The sequence below is a fragment of the Streptomyces sp. NPDC001549 genome (genome assembly GCF_042894025.1).
Lineage (GTDB): Bacteria > Actinomycetota > Actinomycetes > Streptomycetales > Streptomycetaceae > Streptomyces > Streptomyces kutzneri.
In genome coordinates this window covers 59,501-74,911 of sequence record NZ_JBIAVJ010000017.1, presented here as the reverse complement: position 1 = coordinate 74,911, position 15,411 = coordinate 59,501, and the positions used below count along the sequence as shown (strand labels likewise).

At 69.1% G+C, this 15,411-nt stretch carries 14 protein-coding genes, 1 tRNA gene and 1 pseudogene; 3 read left to right on the top strand and 13 right to left on the bottom strand.

All coding sequences use genetic code 11. The features are described from left to right. Window positions 1–140: 140 nt before the first annotated feature. From ACFY04_RS25800 to ACFY04_RS25775, 6 genes are all read right to left on the bottom strand, one after another. The gene (locus tag ACFY04_RS25800; RefSeq protein ID WP_389120207.1) at window positions 141–1,688 is read right to left on the bottom strand and encodes a terminase large subunit domain-containing protein; all 1,548 of its coding nucleotides are present in this window, start codon (window positions 1,686–1,688) and stop codon (window positions 141–143) included. A gap of 48 nt (window positions 1,689–1,736) precedes the next feature. Beyond that, on the bottom strand, window positions 1,737–2,081 hold the full coding sequence (locus ACFY04_RS25795; RefSeq protein ID WP_389120204.1) for a phage terminase small subunit P27 family: 345 nt from the start codon (window positions 2,079–2,081) through the stop codon (window positions 1,737–1,739). 302 nt (window positions 2,082–2,383) lie between these two features. Next, the gene (locus ACFY04_RS25790) at window positions 2,384–2,554 is read right to left on the bottom strand and encodes an HNH endonuclease (protein WP_389120202.1); all 171 of its coding nucleotides are present in this window, start codon (window positions 2,552–2,554) and stop codon (window positions 2,384–2,386) included. Window positions 2,555–2,790: 236 nt separating this feature from the next. Continuing rightward, window positions 2,791–2,866: transfer RNA gene (locus ACFY04_RS25785), tRNA-Leu, on the bottom strand. 435 nt (window positions 2,867–3,301) lie between these two features. Then, complete coding sequence (locus tag ACFY04_RS25780) at window positions 3,302–3,565, bottom strand: hypothetical protein (protein WP_389119981.1); 264 nt, start codon at window positions 3,563–3,565, stop codon at window positions 3,302–3,304. A gap of 81 nt (window positions 3,566–3,646) precedes the next feature. Further along, the gene (locus tag ACFY04_RS25775) at window positions 3,647–5,470 is read right to left on the bottom strand and encodes a recombinase family protein (RefSeq protein WP_389119978.1); all 1,824 of its coding nucleotides are present in this window, start codon (window positions 5,468–5,470) and stop codon (window positions 3,647–3,649) included. 129 nt (window positions 5,471–5,599) lie between these two features. On the opposite strand from ACFY04_RS25775, the pseudogene ACFY04_RS25770 reads away from it, so the two are divergent. Then, window positions 5,600–6,574, top strand: a pseudogene (locus ACFY04_RS25770) (low temperature requirement protein A); the annotation flags it as partial. 129 nt (window positions 6,575–6,703) lie between these two features. After that, a complete protein-coding gene (locus ACFY04_RS25765) occupies window positions 6,704–7,957 on the top strand; it encodes a cytochrome P450 (protein WP_389119975.1) in 1,254 nt (417 codons plus the stop codon). A gap of 105 nt (window positions 7,958–8,062) precedes the next feature. Here the strand turns inward: ACFY04_RS25765 and ACFY04_RS25760 are convergent, their stop codons facing one another. Further along, entirely contained in the window at window positions 8,063–8,557 is a 495-nt protein-coding gene (locus ACFY04_RS25760) for a DUF5949 family protein (protein ID WP_314250623.1), read from the bottom strand. Window positions 8,558–8,613: 56 nt separating this feature from the next. Beyond that, on the bottom strand, window positions 8,614–9,204 hold the full coding sequence (locus tag ACFY04_RS25755) for a hypothetical protein (RefSeq protein ID WP_389119972.1): 591 nt from the start codon (window positions 9,202–9,204) through the stop codon (window positions 8,614–8,616). Window positions 9,205–9,324: 120 nt separating this feature from the next. Between ACFY04_RS25755 and ACFY04_RS25750 the strand changes: the two genes are divergently transcribed. Further along, the gene (locus tag ACFY04_RS25750) at window positions 9,325–9,801 is read left to right on the top strand and encodes a DUF6299 family protein (protein WP_389119970.1); all 477 of its coding nucleotides are present in this window, start codon (window positions 9,325–9,327) and stop codon (window positions 9,799–9,801) included. Between the two features lie 43 nt (window positions 9,802–9,844). On the opposite strand, the gene ACFY04_RS25745 is transcribed toward ACFY04_RS25750, so the two are convergent. The 5 genes from ACFY04_RS25745 to ACFY04_RS25725 form a co-directional block, all read right to left on the bottom strand. Then, entirely contained in the window at window positions 9,845–10,012 is a 168-nt protein-coding gene (locus tag ACFY04_RS25745) for a hypothetical protein (protein ID WP_389119967.1), read from the bottom strand. Window positions 10,013–10,083: 71 nt separating this feature from the next. Next, window positions 10,084–12,171 carry a SpoIIE family protein phosphatase gene (locus tag ACFY04_RS25740; RefSeq protein WP_389119964.1) on the bottom strand — a complete coding sequence of 696 codons (2,088 nt, stop codon included), beginning with the start codon at window positions 12,169–12,171 and terminating at the stop codon, window positions 10,084–10,086. A gap of 12 nt (window positions 12,172–12,183) precedes the next feature. Then, entirely contained in the window at window positions 12,184–12,468 is a 285-nt protein-coding gene (locus tag ACFY04_RS25735; protein WP_389119961.1) for a hypothetical protein, read from the bottom strand. Window positions 12,469–12,493: 25 nt separating this feature from the next. Continuing rightward, window positions 12,494–13,795 carry an NAD(P)-binding domain-containing protein gene (locus ACFY04_RS25730; protein ID WP_389120200.1) on the bottom strand — a complete coding sequence of 434 codons (1,302 nt, stop codon included), beginning with the start codon at window positions 13,793–13,795 and terminating at the stop codon, window positions 12,494–12,496. A 67-nt stretch (window positions 13,796–13,862) separates the two neighbouring features. Next, entirely contained in the window at window positions 13,863–15,386 is a 1,524-nt protein-coding gene (locus ACFY04_RS25725; RefSeq protein ID WP_389119958.1) for an ATP-grasp domain-containing protein, read from the bottom strand. Window positions 15,387–15,411: the final 25 nt, after the last annotated feature.

The window sequence follows — 15,411 nt, the reverse complement described above, 5'->3', positions numbered from 1 at the left end:
TGCCGGGTCCCACTGTGCCCGCCTCTCAATTTCCCGAGACGGCCCCCGAAAGAGCGCACGCCAAAAGCCCATGTGAGCCACCCCCCAAAAGCCCACACCGAAGCAATAACGCGCGTGCGTCATTGCCCTACCGGGTAGCGCTACAGATCATCGAAGAATTCGGCGGACCCGCCGAAACTGAACACTTCGCCGTCGCTCTCCCATGTGGCAACGATCGGCGCGTCTATCAAGCCGGGGTTCTCTTCCCGCCACATGACGGCCCCGTGAACCGCCAGGATCATGGCTATAGCCAAGTCGATCTTCCGGCGCGAGGCTGCGAACTCTTTCGTGACGCGTGCCCCGTACTTGTCTTCGCGAAGGACGGCATTGCCGATATGGCGCGAGAGAGCAGGATTACCGTCATGAGAAAGACGGCCGTCACGGCAAGCATCGTAAACAGACTGAGTCGCCGGAACCATGCGCTTAAGGGAGTTCGTAGGGAATGCCTCAACGGGATATCCCTCCGCCTCAAGATTCTCTAGCGTCTCTTCCCACCGGTACGGATCGGCCACTAGATTCCGCACCGTGTAGGTAGCCAGCGCGGAACGAAGAGCCTCGCGCACGTCCACCATGGGAACGCGCCAGTGTGCGTCATCCGCCGGAGCTTCCCAGTGACCTAGGACGAAGACCCTGAGGTCTTCCACCCTCGTTGCTACTAGAGCGGTGCTGTCTCCCTTCCAACTGCCATCGAATCCCAACACAACAGCATCGCCGGAACTGAGTTCATCGGTCACGGCCAGCGAATCCCACAGGCCGTGCGGCAGCCACGTGGACGCGCCACGGACGAACTGCGACAGGCGGTAAATCCGGAAGCTAGCCTCAGTACTCCGCTGAGCGGCAGCACGGAAATCCTCTTCGTTCAAAATGTCGAACGAGGGATTGCAGGCACGCCAGACCTCCGGGTCCAGGTGGTCCACCTGATCACCAATACGGGGACCCCAACTCCGGTAGAAGAGTGTCGGGTCCGTCGCCTCACCAGAGTTAACCCGTTCGCCTTGCTCACACAGTTGAGCAAAAGGGCCGTCCGGGTCAGGGCCCGCCGTAGACACAACCCACGTCATGGGCGCATTACGGGCAGCACTGCCCAGCGTCAGCGCGTCGAACAGATCCGCATTCTTGGAGAAGGCGTATTCGTCAAGCGAGACAGCCGAAGGGTTGAGACCCTGCTGACGTCCGGCATCTGCGGACACCACGCGATAGGTGGAGTCCTTATAGCGGATCACGTCCCGCTGCACATCGCAGACGGCAGACAACTTGGGCGACGCGTTGACCATTTGCTTAGCCGCATCAAAAACCATGCGTGCCTGGTTCCTATCATTCGCCGCAGCGATGACCTGGCGCTGACTATCCGCCGTATCGGCAATCAGGTGATAGAGCATGATGGCTGCCGCAATTGTGGACTTGCCATTCTTGCGCGCGATGCACACCACGGCCATGCGGTGCCTGCGGCGCCACACACCGAATGCGTCACGCTCAAGGCGGTAGGCATCAATGAGAAGTTCCCGCTGCCACGGCAAAAGCTTGAAACGCTGACCGGCAAACGATCCGGTGAGATAGCAGAAGGCTTCGATCCACGCGGCCACGCGGTAGCCCTCACTAGGGAACGGCGCGTCAGCCGGAATATGGCGGGCAATCAGGGGGTGGATCACACTCAAGACCGCACCCCCTTGCCGACCAGTAACGCACGTGCGTGATTGCTAGAAGTCCTCAGGGCCAGCCGCTACGCGTCGCGCCTCAGCGGCAACGATGCCCAGCCGCATACGCGCCTCAGGAGTGAAGCCGATGACAGTCTCAATCGCCCGTAGCTCACGCTCTGTGGATTCCACGTAGCGCATGGCCGGATGCACGGCAGGCTGACCAGTGGAACCCACGGTCATGAGTCCGTCGTTATCAACGGCAGCGAGAAGGGACGCACGCCGGTCATGAAGCTCCGCATACCGCAGGATGATGTTCCGGTCCGTGTCCGGCGAGTACGCCCCGCCACCGGCCGCCCAGACGGCACGCCACACGTCACGGCCCACCGACTTGAGGTGAGACGGCACGCGCGGCGCCCGACCCTCGTACACAACCGGGGCGGACGGGTCGGCAGCCACGTTGGCGTTGCCGGTCCGCTGGTCGATGCCCTTACTTCGGGACACTTGACACCACCCTCCGGGGGCTTATCGACCCGTTAAGGGGTGCCTTTCTCGTGAGCCCAAACAGGCCGTGCGCCAGTAGCCACAAGGAAGCGGCCACCCAAAAACGGCGTCACACCTAGCGCGCATAAGTCGAGCTTGGGCCGGGATCGCCAGGAGGCATGCGGCCGGAACTTTCGACCCGCTCCGCCCTACCCTGCCGCACCGAATCAGAAAGGCAAGGTCTTATGGTCGAAGTCCTCACGCGTCTTGCCCTTGTGGCACGCCTTGCATAGGGGCTGCACGTTGCTGGCCACGTCTTCGCCACCCTTGGCAAGCGGGATGATGTGGTCAATGTCGATGGCCGATGCAAGGTAGGTCATGCCGCATCGGGCACACATGCACTGACCGGCCTTACGTACGGCCTTGCGCATAAGGGCGGCAGCATTGTGCCCACGGGCAATAGCCTCACGCCTCTTGCGGTGCGACTGACGAGAGCGAGTGTTCTCATACCCCTTGTGATGGGCAGAGCACCGACCCTTGACGGTTGCCCACTCTCGACACTCAAGGCATCGGACGCGCATTGCGGACACCCCCTACCCTGTCGAAGCAATCACGCACATGCGTTATTGGTCGGTACCCGCCCCCGGATTCGAACCGGGAACATCCGCCTTCTAAGGGCGGCGCCTCTTAACCAGTTGGGCTAGGCGGGCATGAAGAGCGGGGTGGACTCAGTCCGCCTTATCCGCCAGGGGCGCGCGGTAACCGCCCCGCTCTCTGCCCTTACTAGAGCGTGAAGGTTGCCCGGAAGGAATGCATTCCCTGAGGGCTTGGGGCTTTGGCGTGTGACGCCGGTCACCGTGTGGCGTTTTGGTGATTCTTGGATGACTTCGGTTTGCCTCTAGGTTTCTCTTAAGCAATCCGAAAATACATAAGAACCACCACCGCACCACACCCGCTGAGCGAGACCCGCCCGCCGTCACGCTCCGCATGCGTCTCGGCACTCTCTGTTTATCATGTTCATGTCAAGTCTGTGCCGACAAGAAAGCCCCGCCAGCCTCAAGGGGCTCACGGGGCTCTCTACGGGCCTGAGACGGCACGGACGGCTTGGGTGTCAGCGAAGCCGCCTCAGGGGCTTACGTCGGCGGCTAGGCGGTCTTGACGACCCGGTAACCGTCAGCCCACACGCGGACCTTGTCATGTGGGGCGGGGTACTGCGTGCCCTTGTCCATCTCGACCAGGACCATGCCCGCCGGGTAGCCAGTGCCGCCCAGCTCCGCCACCGTGCCAGAGTCACCGCCCTGCCAGCCCAACGCGTCTCCGCCGGACGGCCCGTTGATGACGCTGAAGTACTCCACACGGTCCCCGACGTTGAGCGGCTGGCCGTTGTGGTCGCTGTAGGTCCGTTCCACGCTCATGCTCCTTCTTTGGGCTGTCTGCGATCCTGGGGGAAGCCCCGGCGGAACTCGACTCCGCCGGGGCGCCAATTGAGGCTAGCTGGTCACATTGAGGTTTGCCTCATATTCCTGCCTTACCGTCCTTCGGCGTTCCTTCTGGGCACGTTCCAGGGAAACTATCTCCGTCAGTAGGACTTGCTTTAGGTCGGCTTCGGTTACAGGAGCTTCCTGCGTCCGCTTGCGCCTTTCCTTGCTGCGCTCCACCGCCTTGAGTGCGCTGTCGATGTTCCTGGGGTCGTTCGTGTCCTTCCATGAGACCTTGAGGCGCTTTTCTATTGGCGTCCGGTCGCCCCTTCCCGTTGCAGGAATGATGTGGATCTCCTTTACTGCCGCCTTGAGTAGCGCCCGCTGACCTTCGATTCCGGCCACTTCCCAGAGTGCGGCCAGGGCTTTTGAGTTCATGAGCGGCGTAAGGTCCGCCGTCTTCCCCAATTCGTTCAGTTCTGCTTTCAGGTCTTCGATTTGCTTGGCGACCTGCCTTCGCAGGTCTTCGAATGTGGCTTCATCCATGTTTGCCGACGCGCCAAGGAAGAATTCCTTGTTGAGCTTCAGTTGCCGACCAAGGGCACTATCCAGCGCCGCCATTACAGCTTGCCTGCGCGCCTCCTTATCGGGGTTCTCATAAGACAGCCAGTCCCGCGCTATCTGGTGAATGGTCGGGGATTCTGGCGACAGGCTCATGATGTGCTTCAACCACATAGCGGCCATGGCGTCATCTATGCGGCGCCGTTGGGTTGCGAATCCCAGACAGACGCTAGGTCCCTGGTTCACGCGGGCAATGCACCTGTAGTTTGCTCCCCCATTTCCTGAAGGCCCCTTGCAGCGCGGGCATTTCAGTATGTTCGTAACGAGGGTCGCGGCCTTCCGAACTCCCCGCGCACGGTCACCGATTGTCGTTCCTGGCCGGGAACGGCTTTCGATTTTGGCATTGATCTGCTTGTACTCCGCGAAGGTTACAACGCCCACTCCGCACTTGATCGGGTGTCCGTCGGCCCCCATGAGCGGCTGAGCCTTCTTGTACCACCAATCGATTAGCGCGCCCGACTTATCCTTTGCCCTTTCGCGGTCGGGGATCAATCCTGCCCAGCTCGGAGTTTGCGCAAGCGCTATGACGGTTTGGGCCCGCCACAGCTTGCCCTTTCTCGTTCGGATACCTACAGCGTTTAGCGCGTTGGCGATGTCCCCGGGCACGACCCCATGAAGCAGCGGAACCGCGATGTAGTTGCGCGCGAACGGGTATTCCGACTCCTTGTGCCGGAGCTTTCCATCAACTACTTCAAGCCCATAGGGTGCGACTCCGCCCGGCCATTTCCCTTCCTTCTTGTGGGCATCCCCTCCGATCTTTGTACGCGTAGCAATAGACTTCGCTTCTTCGCGGGCACGGTCGGCCAGGATGCCGAAAACCATGCGCATTCCAGGGAGGGAGCTATCTAGCCCCTCAGAGGTGATGACGATTCGGGCGCCCTTCGGCTCCATCTGATCAATGAGCCTATCGACTGCACCCATGCCCCTTCGGGACAGTCGGTCTGTCCGCCACGCGTAAAGGGTTTTGGACCTTCCCTCTTCGATGATGGCGGCTGTGGCCTTCTCGAATTCTTCTCGCCGGACATGCGCCTTTGAGGCAGAGCGCTGCTCAAACCAGACGTGCCGAATTTTCTTCTTCTCTTCCTTGGCCTTGCGGCACAGCTCCCTAAGGTGCTCCCGAAGGGTAGAGAGGGTGTCCTTTTTCTTGGAGCGCCTTAGGTACGCCTCAGCAAGGTCTTCCGATGCTCCTTGCGCTTCGTCCCAGAGTCCAAGCGCCTTGATCTCTTCGTCCTTGAAGCCCAGCGCCCGCAGAGTGGGGCGGTCCGCGCGTTCCATGTGTGCCGTCCGTGTGGTTGGGGTCTGATGACCCCTGGCCTAGAGCGGGACGGTTACCCAACGGCTCTACAGAGTCGCAACACCGTGTTCCCCCAGGTCAGGGCACGTGTTGCACCGTCATTCCACGGGTGGGCCTGGATGAACTTCACCTGGTTCGCCTCGGCGTACGACGTGGACGACGTCCCGTACCGGATCGCGACGCTCGTACAGATCGCCGGTGTGCTCGTGTACGCGGCCGGGGTGAGCCGGGCCTTCGACGACAACGACTGGGCGGTCGCGGTCACCGGCTACATCATCATGCGTGTCGCCCTGACGGCGCAGTGGTTGCGGGCCGCCTCCGGGGAGGAGGGCGAGGCCCGGGCGTCGGCGCTGAAGTACGCGGCCGGACTGGTGATCTGCCAGCTGGGCTGGATCGGCCTGCTGTTCGTCCCGGACGACCTGAAGCGCTGGCTGTTCCTCGTGCTGCTCATCGCCGAGCTGGGGGTTCCGGTGATCGCCGAGCGCGGGCACCAGACGCCCTGGCACGCGCACCACATCGTGGAGCGGTACGGCCTGTTCACCATCATCGTGCTCGGCGAGACGATCGCCGCGGCCACGGTGGCGGTCAAGTCCGCGATCGACGAGCACGAGGCGCTGGGCCGGCTGCTGCCCATCGCGGCGGGCGGGCTGCTGATCGTCTTCGCCGCGTGGTGGATCTACTTCGCCGTGCCGATGCACGAGCACCTGAACTCCAACCGCGAGGCCATCCCGTGGGGTTACGGACACCTGCTGATCTTCGCCTCGGGCGCGGCGATCGGTGCCGGCATCGAGGTCGCGGTCGAGCACACGGTGGGCAAGGCGCACATCTCCCAGGTCGCCGCGAACGCCGCCGTCATGGTCCCGACCGCACTGTTCCTGATGATGGTGTGGCTGCTGCACTCCCGGCACTTCAAGCGCGGCCTGGCCCAGCAGCTGGTCCTGCCGGTGTCCGCCCTCGTGACGCTCGCCTGCACCTGGTCGGGTACGTACGCCGTCCTCTGGGCGGGCCTCGTCGGGGTGCTGACGGTGGCGGTCGGCCTGACCCTGTCCACGCGGGCCGGTGCGGCCGCCGGCGCCGCCGTCTGACGCCCCGGGCCGCGCTCGCGCCCGCACCCGCACCCGCGGCCCGCAGCCGCACCCCGCCGAACCGTCACTCCCGCGCCCCCGGCGCCGTTCTCCAGCGCAGAACGACGCACACCGACTGGAGGCCCTGCCATGACACTCCCGGCACAACGCCACGGCACCGACCCCGGCGGGGAGCTGGCCGAGCCAGGCTTCTGGCAGCAGCCCCCCGCCCACCGCCTCGCGGCCTTCGCCCGGCTGCGCGCGGCCGAGGGCCCGGTCTTCGTCCCCGAAGGGTCCGGGCGCGGCCACTGGGCCCTCGTCCGCCACGCCCAGGTGCAGGAGGCCAGCCGCCTCCCCAAGGTCTTCGCCAGTGCCCCCGGCGTGACCACCCCCGAGCCGGCCCGCTGGGTGCGGGCCCTGTTCGGGGACTCGATGGTCAATCTGGACGGCCCCGACCACGCCCAGCTGCGCAAGATCGTGCAGCGCGCCTTCACGCCCCGCCTGCTGGCGGCCGCCGAGGAGGACATCCACGCCGTGGCCGCCCGCATCGTGGACGACGTACTGGCCGAGCAGCCCGACGAGTTCGTCTCGGCCGTGGCCTCGCGGCTGCCCCTGGAGGTCATCTGCAACATGATGGGCATCCCCGAGCACTACCGCGCCGAGATCGCCGACCGCGTCAACCACGCCTCGGAGAACATCGGTGTGGAGCGGGGCCTGGCCTCCCGGCTGCGGATGCCCGGGCGCGGGCTGCGTGCGCTCGCCCGTATGCAGCGGATGGTGGCGGGCATCGGGCGGGAGCGGCGCAAGCACCCCACCGACGACCTGATCTCGGCGCTGGTCTGCGCGAACGTCGACGGCCAGGCCCTCGGGGCCCGCCAGCTCGGCGCCTTCTTCTCCCTGTTGATGGTCGCCGGGGTGGAGACCACCCGGAACGCGATCACCCATGGGCTGTCCCTGCTGACCGACCATCCGGACCAGCGGGACCTGCTGCTCTCGGACTTCGAGAAGTACGCGGACGGAGCGGTGGACGAGATGATCCGGCACTCGACGCCCATCATCCAGTTCCGCCGGACCGTGGCCGCCGAGCACACCATGGACGGGCACGTGTTCCGGCCGGGCGACAAGGTGGTCCTCTACTACGCCTCCGCCAACCGCGACGAGGCGGTCTTCCCCGACCCGGACGCCTTCGTCATCACCCGCTCGCCCAATCCGCACCTGGGGTTCGGCGGCGGCGGCCCGCACTTCTGCCTGGGCGCGCACCTGGCCCGGGTGGAGATGAAGGCCCTCTTCCGTGAGCTGCTGACCCGGCCGGTCGGGCTGCGGGCGGTGGGCCTGCCGGACCTGGCGGGGTCGAACTTCGACAACCGGGTCCGCTCGCTGCGGTTCGCCTTCGAACGGCCCTGACCACGGCCACGGCCCCGGCCCCGGCCCCGGGTGAAGCGGAACCGGCCACCGGGCGGGCTGGGAGCCCGGCGGCCGGAGCGGGTGGTGGCGGCACCCGGCCTGTGGTTACCGCTGCACGCGCCGCACGGCGAGGACGCAGTGGGCGCTGCTGGTGAGCACGGACTCGTCGCCCGCGAAGGCCTGCAGGGTCTCCGGCGCGACCGGCCGGCCCGGGACCGCCTCGGGCCAGGCACGGGTGGCGAACAGGAAGTACGCCTGCCCGCTCTCGTCCGCCGCGGCGACCCACTCGTCGGGGGCGGTGCAGCGCGCGTTCATCCCGGGCAGGGTGAGGGCGATCTGGTTGCCCTCCAGCAGGATCTGCACCGGGAAGGTGGCCGCCTTGAGGGTGCCGTCCATGACCACGTCGCCGATGGGCAGGCCGATCTCCTCCAGCAGCCCGCGGGCTGCCGCCTCGCCGGCCTCCCGGCCCTGCGGTCCGTCACCGAGGGTGTAGGCGAGGAGGTACGGGATGTCGTGCGCCTCTTCGGGGTCTCCGATCCAGGCGAGCACCGAAAGGGTGCCGAGCGAGGACCGGTCGATTTCGGCTTGAGTAGAAGTCATGCGCGCACCCTAGTGGTCTCTCCGCCGAGCCTTTCACGGCCCTTCACCCGGGCGGGCTAGACGGTCCAGAATCCCTCTCCGGAATTCGCCTGCGTGTTCGCGTCCTGGTACTGGAGCCGCACAATGCGCGCGCTTTCCGGGATTTCGAACACCACCCACCCCTCGGCCCGCTCACCGACCTCCAGGGAATCGAAGACGATCGGTTTGCCGGTCGTCAGCTCGCCGGTCTTCACCACCGGGTGACGCTGCCCCGCGCTGTCGTGCGCCCACATGCGTCCGAGGGCCCCGTACGAGGCCCCTCCCACGTTGACGAAGGACATCGAGGCGGCCACCCAGCGCTTTCCGGCGGGCGGGGCGAAGTTCTTGTCCACACTGATCGCCGGGTCCACGAACGCCCCGAGTTCGACCTGGAGGTGCCGGCCGACCTGCGTGCCGTGCACCCGTGCGGTGCCGCCCACATGGGCGTCCTTCACGCCGGGCCGTGCGGGGGCCTGCGCCGCGCCCGGCGCCCCGTCGTCCACCACGACCGCCGGCACGGCGGCGGGCGCGAGTGTGTCCGGCTCCGGGGCGCTCTGGCAGGCGGTGGCACCGAACAGAAGGAGCGGGAGCAGGACGAGGACGGGCAGGGGGAGGGCGGGCTGGCGCATACAAGATCCCTTCGGGGACGTGGTCCGGCCAGTTTCACGCGCCAGGGCAGGTAATTGCGCACAACGACACGAGCGCGCGGAGCAAGTGCGTACGCCCACCTGCCAGCACAATGCGTTCCGGTGGAATCTCGCCATCCGCTGCACCTGGAGGAAAAAATGCTCATCCCCGCCCGCCGAATGGCCCTGACGGCCTTCTCCGCACTGGCCGCCACCACGCTATTCACCGCTCCGGCCGGCGCCACGGTTTTCGATCAGGGGATTTCCGTACATCGCGACTCCTACGTCGCCAGGGACGGCGCCGTCACCCTTTCCGGGATGTACCACTGCGAGCAGGCGTCACCCAGGGGGGCGATGCAGATCAGGGCGACCGTCGAGCAGGAGGGCGGCGGCCGGCTGAGCGTCGGCGCGGAGCAGATCGTCTGCGACGGCAAGGTGCGCCGCTGGGTGGCCAACGCCCCGGGCGCCTTCGTGAACGTGCGCCCGGGCCACGCGGTGGTCACCGCGGAGCTCCAGGAGATCCGGCTCTCGGGCCTGATGCCGAAGTCGGTCACCACCGTCGCCCGGGACTCGCAGGACGTCGAGGTCCGCGAGCACTGAGCGGTGGGGACCCGCGGCACGCGCCCGGGGCCGGTAGCCGCCGCTACCGGCAGTCGGGGGCGACGTCCGTCATCGACATGAAGGCCACCGACTGGCACGCGGGGGCCGCGTGCGGCCGCCCCGTCGCCCAGTCCACGACGGCCGGCACCCCGGCCACCAGCAGGAGCACGGCCAGGGCGCCCGTCACCGCGGCCTTGGTCAGCCCGCGCACAACACGATCCGTTCCATGGCTCGCATCATCACCCCGCCACCGGCACCCCACAACCCGGGGTGACCGTCCGGTCACCCCACGCTCCGGGGGCTGCCGCCGGCGTCGAACTCGCACCACACCGCCTTGCCGTCGCCCCGGGACTCCACGCCCCAGTGCGTGGCCAGCGCGTCCACCAGCAGCAGCCCGCGCCCCGTGGTGGCCGCCTCGCCCGGGGTGCGCCGGCGCGGCCACACGCTGGAGCGGTCCTTGACCCACAGCCGGATCCGCCGGACCGGCTCCGGCAGCACCTCCATCGTCAGCACCGCCCCGCCGTCGGTGTGCAGCAGGGCGTTGACCAGCAGTTCCCCGGCCGCCAGCTCCACGTCGTCGGCGAGCTCCGGCATGCCCCAGTCGCGCAGGGCCTGGCGCAGGGCGTAGCGGGCCTCCGAGAGGCCTTCCGGATCGGCCTGGTGGACGTACTGGTGGATGCGCGGCGCCCGGTGGGTGCCCGGGTCGGGGGCCCGGCGCAGCACCAGCAGGGCCACGTCGTCCCCGGAGCCCCAGCGCTCCCAGAGCCGGTCGGACAGGTGGTCGGCGAGCGCCCCGGCCCCCTGGGGGCCGCTGCGCACCGCCTGGGCGAGGGCGTCCATCCCGGCGGTGATGGTGGTGCCCGGCTCCTCCACCAGGCCGTCCGTGCACAGCACCATGGTCTCCCCGGGCACCAGGTCGAGCCGGGTCTCGGGGAACTCCTCGTACTCGAAGAGCGAGGCCAGCCCGAGCGGCAGGCCGCCGCGTACCTTGGGCCAGCCCGTACGCCCGTCCGTGTGCCGGATCAGCGGTCCGAGGTGACCCGCGCGGACCGCCCGTACGCCGCCCGTCTCCAGGTCCACCTGCGCGTACATGCAGGTGGCGAAGCGCTCGGTGTCCAGCTCGGCGAGGAAGCGCGAGGCCCGGGCCAGCACGGTGGACGGCGGATGGCCCTCCCCCGCGTACGCCCGCAGCGCGATCCTCAGCTGGCCCATGATCGCCGCCGCGTGCGTGTCGTGGCCCTGGACGTCGCCCACCACGACGCCCACGCGGTCGCGGGGCAGCGAGATCACGTCGTACCAGTCGCCGCCGACCTCCCGCCCGCTCCAGGCGGCGTGGTAGCGGACCGCGATCTCCCCGCCGGTGATCTCCGGAATCCGGCGCGGCAGCATGGCGGCCTGCAGACCGGTCGCGAACTCCCGCTCCTGGTCGAAGAGGAGCGCCCGCTGGAGGGACTGGGCCACGATGCCCGCCAGGCCCAGGCAGAGGTTGCGCTCCTCAGGGCTGAACTCAGTGCGCCGCCGGTAGAAGAGGACCAGTCCGCCGATGGCCTTGGCCTGCGCGATCAGCGGCAGGTAGGCGGCGGCGTCGTACCGGATCCGGTTCAAATAGTCCGCGAGGAGCGGGAACTCGCCGCCGAGCTCGGTGAGCGAGGTGACGAAACGTGCCTGCCGGGTGAGCACCGCGCGCGACAGCGGCAGCGAACCGTCCAGCCGGGTGAACCGGCGCTCGCTGAGGATCTCCAGGGACTCCCCGCTCAGCGCGATGATCTTGATGGTGCCGCCCTCGACCAGCCCCAGGGCCAGCCCGTCCGCACCGAGCCGTTCCAGCGCGCCCGCCCCGGTCAGCGCGGCCGTGACGTCGTCGACCGTCACCGCCCGCGACAGGGCCTCCGTGGTCCGCTGCACGATCGTCGTCTGCTGGGCGCGCGCCGCCTCCAGCTTGCGCAGCAGCGTCGCGTGGGCCAGCTCGGCGGTCGCGTCGCGGACGATCCCCACGATCCGCTCGGGCTGCCCGGCGCCGTCCCGGAGCACCCGGCCCGAGGTGTGCGTCCACTGGTCGCGGCCGTCGCGCCGCTGCACCATGAAGTACGCGCCGTACGTGTCCCCGCCGTCCGCCAGGACACCTTCGATGATCTCGGTCAGCCGGAGCCCGTCCTCGTGCGGGATGCGCCGTCCGACACCGGGAACGGTGCCGTCGAACTCCTCCGGCCCGAGGTCGAAGACCTGCATCGCGGCCTCGTCCAGCACCACCGTCCCGGCACCCAGGTCCCATTCGAGACTGCCCATGCCGTTGAGCGCGAACCGCTCCCCGGGCACGGTCACGGGGGACTGCCGGACCGGCTCGGGTCCGTCCCGTTCCGCCGCTGCCACGTTCCACACCACCTAACGGCCGGGCCAGCACGGCTGGGAGATCAGCCGCTCCCACTCCTCGTCAGGATGCCCCGGAAGGGTGCGCCCGGCCTCCCTCCAGCGTTTGATCACGGAGAGGTAGATCGTGGGCTGGTCGGCGTGGGAGGCCGCCGCGTACGGCCCCGCGTACGAACCCGGGTACGACCCCGGGTACGCGGTGCGGTCGTACCCGGCGGCCCTGGCCCGACCGGCGGGCTGTTCCCCACGGCTGGCGGGAATGCGTACCCAGCCGCGGCCCTGTGCTCGCTCCGAGCTCATCACGGACCCCTTCTCTCCGCGGATCTCACCGCAGATACGTCTTCGGATGCCCTGGGGGTACCCCCGGAACGTGCCCGGGGGAAACAGCCCGGCCCGGCCGGGCGACACCGGGGGAACCCGGCCGCGGACCCCGGGCACCGAGGCGCTTGCGGACTCCTCTCACCAGTCTCCCCGCCGTGAAGCCCGCGCCGTGCACGAATCGCATGGAAGGGCCGAATGAGGGAGCCGTCAGCAGCCCCGCGAAGAACAGTCCGGGCCACGAGGACTCGAACCCGGGGCTCAGCTCCGGCGCCCCGCTCTCCCCCACGGTCTCCAGCGCCGCCCGCAGCCCCGCGTCGAGCAGCTCCAGCCGGGCCAGCTCCGGGACGAAGCCGGTGGCCGCGATGACGTGCGCGGTGTCCAGCACCACGGACTCCCCCGACCGGTTGGTCAGCCCGAGCCGGGTCCGCTCGCCCACCGCCACCGCCCGGTGCAGCCGGTGTCCGAGGAGGACGGGGACGCGCCGCTCGAAGCGGTCCCGCAGCCACCAGGCACCGGCCGGGCCCAGCGCCGTCGCCGCGATCCGCTCCCGGGTGGGCGCGGGCAGCCGGCGCACCGCCCAGGGCAGCTCCGACCACACCCAGCTGCGCCAGCCGGTGCCGAGGCCGCTGTGCGGATCGCGCAGGGCCCGCAGCGGGGGCCGGTCCAGGGGCTGCGGGACGGTGTTCCAGTTCAGCCGGGAGCGCCGGGCGACCAGGCAGGGCCGGGCGCCCCGCTCGGCCAGCAGCGCAGCGGTCTCCAGGGCCGCCTGCCCGGCGCCGAGCACGGCGACCTCGCGGCCCGCGAACCGGCTCAGGTCCTGGTGGCCGCTGCTGTGCGAGTAGTGGGCGGGCGGGAGGTCCCCCAGCGCCCCGGGGTGACGGACGAAGGGCATCACGCCGACCGCGAGGGCCACCGTACGGGCGAGCAGGGGCGGTCCCTCGGCGGTACGGACGCGGAAGCCGTCGCCCTGCGGGGTCACCTCCAGGACGGTCACCTCCTCCACCTCGGGCGCGGCCTGCCGGGCGAACCACATCCCGTACGCGCTGAACGTGCCGATCGGCAGCGGAGTGCCGTGTTCCGCGGCCATGCCGAGGGTCGCGCAGTAATCGGCCAGGGTGTACCGCCCGTCCGGCGCGGACAGGTTGGACGACCAGGGCTCCGACTTCAGGTACATGCCGTCGGGCATGTGGTCGCGCCACGAGGCCATCGGCCGCCCGAGCAGCCGTACGTCGAGCCCCGCGGCCGCCGCGTGGGCGGCGATCGACAGCCCGTACGGGCCCGCACCGATCACCACGAGATCGTCGATCCGCGTCAACGCCGTTCCTCCAGCTCGATGGTCACCGGACCGGCCCGGTCCCCCGCGCCGGTCCGGGTCAACGGGTCACCAGCTCGTCCGGCTCGGCCGAGGCCTCCGGGGGAACGGGACGGGAGGCCGGCGCGGCGGATCCGGTGGAGCCTCCTGCACCACCTGCACCACCGGCACCACCTGCACCATCGGCACCGCCGGATCCGGTGGGCGCCTGGTTCCGGCCGCGCTGCCGGGGCGCGCGGACGACCGCGAGCGCCGTGCGGCGGCCCTGCTCCGGAACCCCGCGCAGCGCCCGTACGCCCTTCCCCGCGCCCCGCCCCAGCAGGGCGCCGAGCATCGCCAGGAACGGCAGCAGGTCGTCGGCGGCGAACCAGGCCGTCTCGACGCGCCCCCGCTCGGCGGACCGCTTGGGGGCCCGCTTCGGGGCCGGCCGCTGATCCGCGCCCGGGCCCGAGGACGCGGACGCCCCCGCCGGCCCGGCCGGATCCGCGGGGACCGCCGCCGGGCGGCGCGGCATCGACCCGCCCCGGACCCTCGCCAGCAGCGCGTAGTTCTCCGCGATGAACACCCGGCCCGGTCCGCCCGAAGGCTGCGGAACCTGCTGGCCCGTCAGGTCCAGGTACATCGCCTGTACGACGTCCAGCCCGGCCGAGTCCGCGAACAGCCGGAACTGCGCGCCCGGCCGGGGGTTGAAGTCCACCAGCCGGAAGCAGCCCAGCTCGTCGCGGCGGAAGTCGAGGTCCAGGATCCCCTGATATCCCAGCCGTTCGGCGAGCCTCAGCCCCGCCTCCTCCACCACCGGATCCGGCAGCCAGCGCCCCACGGCCGTCAGCCCCGTCCGCACCGGCCAGGACAGCTCCTTGCGGCCCGAGCCCGCGAGCAGCGGACGCCCGCCCCGCGCGAAGGCGCCGTGGAAGAACCAGTCCGTGTCCGGACCGGCCGGCAGGAACCGCTGGAGCAGCAGCCTGCTCCCGGCCTCGGCGGAGCGCTCGTAGAGCCGGCGCGCCTCCGCGGTGGTGTGCACGAGCATCGTGCTGCGCAGCCCGTCGGCCCCGGCGGGCAGCAGCCAGGGCCGGCTCCACTTGGCGATCACCGGCAGGCCGAGCCGCCAGGCCGCCTCGGCCGCCTCGGCCCCGCTCGCCGGGATCACGGTCTCCGGATGCGGGACGTCCCAGCGCGCGCAGAGCCGCGACAGCTCGGCCTTGTCGGCCACCCGGGCGGGCAGGTTGTCGGGCTGATGGGGAATCCGGAAACGCTCCCGGAGCATCGGAGCGACCCGGGACACGGCGATCGCGCTCAGGTCGTCCATGGCGATGAGCACGGCCGGGCGGCCGATCCGCTCCGACACCCCGGTCAGGCACTCCAGCAGCGCCTCGGGCGCCTCGGGGTCCAGCCCGCCCGCCGGCCCGGGATGCACGGCGCGCAGATATCGCGAACGCCCCATGGGGCCTCCCCCGGCCTCGACGACGGCATGGACCTCCACGCCCTTGCGGCCAAGGGATCTGACGGCGCCGAGGGTTCCGTGGTGGAACGGATTGCGGTCGAGTCTGAGCACAACGGCGGGCACATGGTTGAGATACGCGTGCATGGCAACGGTGTCTTTCACCTAGTCG

What these genes read in the sequence shown, in the direction of transcription:
- ACFY04_RS25790 (WP_389120202.1), bottom strand. Translation starts at nt 2,554, where the DNA reads ATGTGTGCCCGATGCGGCATGACCTACCTTGCATCGGCCATCGACATT.
- ACFY04_RS25775 (WP_389119978.1), bottom strand. Translation starts at nt 5,470, where the DNA reads ATGGAACGCGCGGACCGCCCCACTCTGCGGGCGCTGGGCTTCAAGGAC.
- ACFY04_RS25765 (WP_389119975.1), top strand. Translation starts at nt 6,704, where the DNA reads ATGACACTCCCGGCACAACGCCACGGCACCGACCCCGGCGGGGAGCTG.
- ACFY04_RS25760 (WP_314250623.1), bottom strand. Translation starts at nt 8,557, where the DNA reads ATGACTTCTACTCAAGCCGAAATCGACCGGTCCTCGCTCGGCACCCTT.
- ACFY04_RS25755 (WP_389119972.1), bottom strand. Translation starts at nt 9,204, where the DNA reads ATGCGCCAGCCCGCCCTCCCCCTGCCCGTCCTCGTCCTGCTCCCGCTC.
- ACFY04_RS25735 (WP_389119961.1), bottom strand. Translation starts at nt 12,468, where the DNA reads ATGAGCTCGGAGCGAGCACAGGGCCGCGGCTGGGTACGCATTCCCGCC.
- ACFY04_RS25725 (WP_389119958.1), bottom strand. Translation starts at nt 15,386, where the DNA reads ATGCACGCGTATCTCAACCATGTGCCCGCCGTTGTGCTCAGACTCGAC.